Here is a 5,170-nt window from a genome sequence, read left to right on the forward strand (position 1 = left end):
TGGGTGGACAGGGTGATCCGGCCGGGGGTAGCTTACGAATTTTTGGAGGGGGACAGCGGCGAAGGAGTGCCAAGGGGCCTCTTGAAAGCCAATAAGGCGCTGGTGTTCAACACCTCCAACACCTTCCCTGACCGGGAGCGCGAGGCTTTTGGCGATCCACTGCAGAGGCTGTGGAAGGACTGCATCTTTGGGCTCTGCGGGGTGGAGGAGTTCTATCGGAAGACCTATTGTGTGATTGCGACCAGCACGCCGGTTAAGAGAACTGCCTGGCTGGAGGATGCAGAAGATACAGTGGCAGAGATCTTTCCCAAAGATAGGAATAGGTAATTGGAAATCCTGGCGAGAGAATGGGGGAGCAGAGGTCTGGCATGCGGATGAATAATGGAATTGCAGATATGGGATGGCTGCAAGTCCGGGCCAGAGACGAAGGCAGGCCGCCGGAATGAGAGGTCTTCGTGAGCAATAGGAACGCGGACCGCCCCCGAGGATCCGAAGGCAAAGGCTATCTACCTCGTCAGCTTCTCCGGCCTGAAGACCGGAGTTCCCTTGCGCCATTTCTATGGCCTTTTTATCGGTTCGGAGCTGATCCTTTTCGAGCCCAGGTCCGAATATAACTCTGCAACTCCCCTGAGGGCTCGATATCCCTTCTCGCTAATCATATAGTCCCCTCTCTCATGCCTCTGCAAAATCATTCCTCCATCCTGCAGCTTCTGCAAGTGGAAGAGCAGATTGCCGCCCCGCAATCCTGTGAGCTCAGCAAGAGCCGAAAAGGTCTTGGTCTCAGCGAAAAGGGCCTTTAGAATTTGCAGTCTCTGTTTATTGCTCAGGGGCTCGAGGAGCTCGACGACAGTCTCTTTTTCGGGAAGGGACTCCATCGATTCACCCGTCAAATCATTTTCTCGGTATACCCTGAGCGAACGCATCAGATCTATCTGCTTATCCAATAGCCTGGCCACCTCAGAAAAGCATGTTTTGCACTGATCATAAGGAGACTTCCTGCGCATCTCTTCCAGCTTCGATTTCGCATCGTTGATGGAATCCGCTGATACCTCGCCCCTTTTTATCTGATCCAGGCTGCTATTCAGAAGATCTGAGAACAGCGCTTTGCAAGCATTTTTCATATGACAGTCCTTCGATATCTTGCCTTCCAAGCTGCTCTCTATCTCATCGGTTGCGTATCCCCGGATTACATCAAAAAAATCGCTTCTGCAGCCATCGACAATAGAATTCAAGTGCTGCTGATTTGAGCGTTCCATGAACCTCTTCATGTCTTCGTGCATGATATCCAGCTTCGACTTTATGCCGTTGACTTCCTTCAGAAGATCCGCATTCATGATATCATCAAACCGACGCAGTGATGAAAAAGGTTTCTATTATGTATCTTAGAGTTAACCTTGTGTATTCAATTATACCTTGTATAGTTTTATAACGCTAAAGTATATATTCATAACCAGACGATAGAAGGATTGGTGAAACATAATGAGTGCAAAAGACGAGATACATGCCCAAATTGTTGGTGCCTTAAAGGAAGCAAAGTTTCCCATAAAAACGCCTGAAGAGCTTATGGCTGCCCTGCCCCAGGGTGCTGCCACCAAATGCAAGGCAGGAGACGTGGAAATTACAGCGGGCGATGCAGGAAAGGTCTTGAAAGCCAGCGATTTCCCATTTAAAGATGCCAGGCAGGTGGCCGACGTAATCGTCAAGCGTGCCGGGCTCTGAATTAATCTAGCCCCGAGGTCTCAGGAAGGGTTATTCAGATAAAAGAGAACCATCGAGAATTCCACGGTCGCTGGCGCAGAGCCGCGATAGCAGTAGATTGGGCTCTTTGGTGATATCTCTGCCGTCCGGCACCAGTAGACAGCGACCTTCATTCTGAATCCGCTCTAAGATCTCTCTATGCTCTTTTAGATAAACTATCCTCAAAAGGCTTTATATTATCGAATATCAATGCTTGAATTCATGGATGAGGGGAAGAGAAGCGAGCCGGTTGAGCTGATAGCAGTCCTTGTCTTCGGCTTCTTGTTGAAGCTCTTTGCAGGAAGGAACTCACTTACCGAACATGGGATAGTATTCCCGGGCTACGATGAATACTATCATATGCGCAGGATACTCTATGGGACCAGCAACTTTCCTGATACGCTATGGTTTGATACCTACCTGAACTACCCTCATGGCTTTTCCATAACCTGGCCCCCGCTCTTCGACCAGATCTCCGCTGCCCTATGCATCGCTTTGGGCCAGCATACAAAAGAGGGGGTGGAGATGACGGCGGCCTTTGTGCCTGTCATCATCGGTCTGCTGGCGATGGTCGTCGTTTACTATATCATGCGAGAGCTCTTCGATCACAGAATTGCCCTTCTGGCAAGCTTCATGACCGCTCTCGCCCCCTACTACCTCCTCTATACTATGGTTGCCGCCACCGACCATCACTCTTTGGAGGTGTTGTTTCAGCTCCTCTCTCTCCTGTTCATGGTCCTCGCATTCTCCCGGCCGGATAAGAGATGGCTCTACGCTTCTGCGGCAGGTGTGGCACTGGCCGCCCTGGCATATACCTGGCAGGGCGCAGATGTCTACTTCGGGGCGTATCTGCTATTCGCAGCATTTGGTATGAGCCTGGAACTGCGCCAGGATAAGCCGAACCTGAACATCGCCTCAACGCTGCTTGTAGCCTTTTTCCTCGCCCTTATACTCGTTTTGCCCTTCAGGAATACCCCCTGGATGTCACCCTCATTCCTGGGATTGGCAGCCATATTCGTCGCCCTGGCCATCATGCTGGCACTGGCACACATTATCGCTAAGAGGAGCATATCCTGGAAGGCATTCCCATTGGCCATCCTCGCCATATTCATTATATCATTGCTGCTCTCAAAGATATTGGGCGGATTCTTTGGACTGGAGGGTCTGATCCGAACGGGAATGGGATACATCTGGGGAGGGGAGATGATCGGCAAGATTGGAGAGGCAGAACCGCTCATCTATGACCTTGATACGTTATCTCAGGTGGTCTTCTCCTGGCTGGGACTGAACATCCTATTCTCCCTAGCAGGAGCAGCCGCCATAGTAGTCTATATGCGAAAAGAAGAAAGAAGAATGCAGCAGAGCCTGCTTCTCCTTCTGATATGGGCAGTCTTCTCCATCCTTCTCACCCTGGGACAGGGCAGATTTCTGTACATCTCCACGATATTCATGGGCATGCTGATAAGCATACTGATATTCTATGCCCTAGATCGCCTTAAGAAGTTCCAGGAGGAGAGGGGCGCAAAGCTCCACAGGGCCCTGGCAGCAGCCATCATCCTGCTTCTTGTCCTGCCGACGGCAATTGATGCCTTCAACTTCGCCAGCAATTCGCCACCTGCGATCGCAGGCGACTGGCAGGACTCTCTATTCTGGCTGAAGGAGAACAGCGACCCAACCAGCCACTTTGCCGATCCGGAAGAGATCCCTGAGTACAGCGTGATGAGCTGGTGGGACTATGGCAACTGGATCCTCTATCTATCTGAAAGGCCGGTGGTGGCGAACAACTTCCAGACCGGAATAGAGGATGCGGTGAAGTTCTATCTGGCAGAGGACGAGAAGGAAGCGACGGAGATAATGGATGCCAGAGGTGCCAGGTACGTCTTTGCCGATTTCGGCATTGCCTATGGCAAGCTGCCCTCCCTCACAGAATGGGCGGATGAGGATATCAGCAGCTATATGGCCCTGGAGGAGTACGGCGCTCAGCTCTCAGCCAAACCCAAAGAGAGGTTCTTCAACACCACATTGGGCAAGCTCTATCTAGCAGACGGAACAGGCATGGGCCGGTTCCGCCTGATCCACGAGTCGAGCACTATCATGGGAAATGTAGGAAAGAGCAGGGTTATGATCTTCCAGTATGTTCCCGGAGCGTTGCTGAAAATCCACACTGGCCGGGATGGAAATGGCATGGCCTTGCTCAATATGACCTCCAATATAGATAGGAGGTTCGTCTACCTCAACCAGGCCACCTGGAATGGAGATGCACTTGAGGTAAGGGTCCCCTATTCCACAGAGAGAGAGCATGAGGTCCATGCAACTGACCCGTATATGGTGTTCTCAGTGCATGGAGACGATGTGAAGGCACAGATGGTTGAGGTGAGCGAGGAGGATGTTCTCCAGGGAAGAACCATTGATATCAACTTTTAAAAAAGAGAATTGCGCCGTTTCCGGCGCATTAATTTGATATTCTCGATTAGGGCTTATACGCAGGGCAGCCAATCAACGCTGATTTCGCCACAGGTGGAGTTGCCCCAGAGCTGGATGAACTTCTGAATGGCGAAGACGCCAGTCAGGTCCTCGACCGATCGGCCATACTCAGCATGCCGCCCTTTGAGCGCGCTGCTGGACTCGGGATCTCTGGAGATCCAGCCGATATGGGCCACACCGATTACATTGCTGTTTATGTTGGCCTCAAGGACACCGTTGCAGCAGGGAGTATCGGTCAGGGCATTGTATCCCCTGGTCTTGACCTCAGTGGTCTTCTGCAGGTGCTCAGCATGAGTGTACATCTCAGTCAGAACAGCACCTATCTTATAGTTCTGAATGCACAGCTTATCCACCCATTTCTGGTCATAGGTGCCGGTCTGATAGGAGACGGGCATGTACTCCAGCTCCTGCTCTGAGGTGAAGTTGATGTAATCCATTGGATAGCCGTTCGCCCATTCGCAAGCCATGTCCAAAGGCTGCCTCTCCGCCTCCAGCTCTATCCTGGAGAGGATCACATTTCCTGAGCCGGTCTGCTTCTCTACCAGCTTCTGGCCCTCATAGCCAGACTGGGTGGAGATGACCATCTCCAGGCTTCGATAACCCACCCCTTTTACAGACGATTTCTCGTACATGTAATTGGCAGCGCCTGCCATGCCTATTAGAGCCATGGCGATAACCGCTAGAACGATCATTTCTCTCTTCAATCCACACTACCTCCTTTTCTGCCCGGATGCTCTTGATTTAAGGATTTGCTGGCCGATATGATAATTCGATTCGGGCAGCCCGATATCCCCACAGTCCGGGAAGGTCACTCTCCTATAGAACCCTAACACCCGCTATGAGCTTCTCTGCAGCCTATTTTAAGGTTTTGGCTGAAATATTTGGGCTGAATGTATATACATTTGAGAAAGAACGCAAATCGAATTGACTGAATAGAGCAAGAGAATTA

Annotated in this window: 4 protein-coding genes and 1 pseudogene; 3 read left to right on the forward strand and 2 right to left on the reverse strand. The window is 51.1% G+C overall.

From position 1 onward, the window contains the following. Positions 1 to 327: pseudogene (locus tag BP727_RS01035) on the forward strand (NAD(P)H-dependent oxidoreductase); the annotation flags it as partial. A 230-nt stretch (positions 328 to 557) separates the two neighbouring features. Here BP727_RS01035 and BP727_RS01040 read toward each other — a convergent pair. Continuing rightward, complete coding sequence (locus tag BP727_RS01040) at positions 558 to 1,334, reverse strand: winged helix-turn-helix domain-containing protein (RefSeq protein ID WP_273271224.1); 777 nt, start codon at positions 1,332 to 1,334, stop codon at positions 558 to 560. A gap of 145 nt (positions 1,335 to 1,479) precedes the next feature. On the opposite strand from BP727_RS01040, the gene BP727_RS01045 reads away from it, so the two are divergent. Together BP727_RS01045 and BP727_RS01050 are read left to right on the forward strand one after the other, a co-directional pair. Further along, a complete protein-coding gene (locus tag BP727_RS01045; protein WP_013718908.1) occupies positions 1,480 to 1,719 on the forward strand; it encodes an MTH865 family protein in 240 nt (79 codons plus the stop codon). Between the two features lie 240 nt (positions 1,720 to 1,959). Continuing rightward, the gene (locus tag BP727_RS01050; protein ID WP_273277914.1) at positions 1,960 to 4,161 is read left to right on the forward strand and encodes an oligosaccharyl transferase, archaeosortase A system-associated; all 2,202 of its coding nucleotides are present in this window, start codon (positions 1,960 to 1,962) and stop codon (positions 4,159 to 4,161) included. Positions 4,162 to 4,214: 53 nt separating this feature from the next. Here BP727_RS01050 and BP727_RS01055 read toward each other — a convergent pair whose 3' ends face one another. Further along, positions 4,215 to 4,925, reverse strand: a complete 711-nt coding sequence (locus BP727_RS01055) for a hypothetical protein (protein ID WP_273277915.1) — start codon at positions 4,923 to 4,925, stop codon at positions 4,215 to 4,217. Positions 4,926 to 5,170: the final 245 nt, after the last annotated feature.

Origin of the sequence: Methanosaeta sp. UBA356 (assembly GCF_002496465.1) — an archaeon.
Lineage (GTDB): Archaea > Halobacteriota > Methanosarcinia > Methanotrichales > Methanotrichaceae > Methanothrix > Methanothrix soehngenii.

Excerpts from the sequence above, each read along its gene's own strand:
- BP727_RS01040 (WP_273271224.1), bottom strand. The coding sequence starts at position 1,334 with ATGAATGCGGATCTTCTGAAGGAAGTCAACGGCATAAAGTCGAAGCTG.
- BP727_RS01045 (WP_013718908.1), top strand. The coding sequence starts at position 1,480 with ATGAGTGCAAAAGACGAGATACATGCCCAAATTGTTGGTGCCTTAAAG.
- BP727_RS01050 (WP_273277914.1), top strand. The coding sequence starts at position 1,960 with ATGGATGAGGGGAAGAGAAGCGAGCCGGTTGAGCTGATAGCAGTCCTT.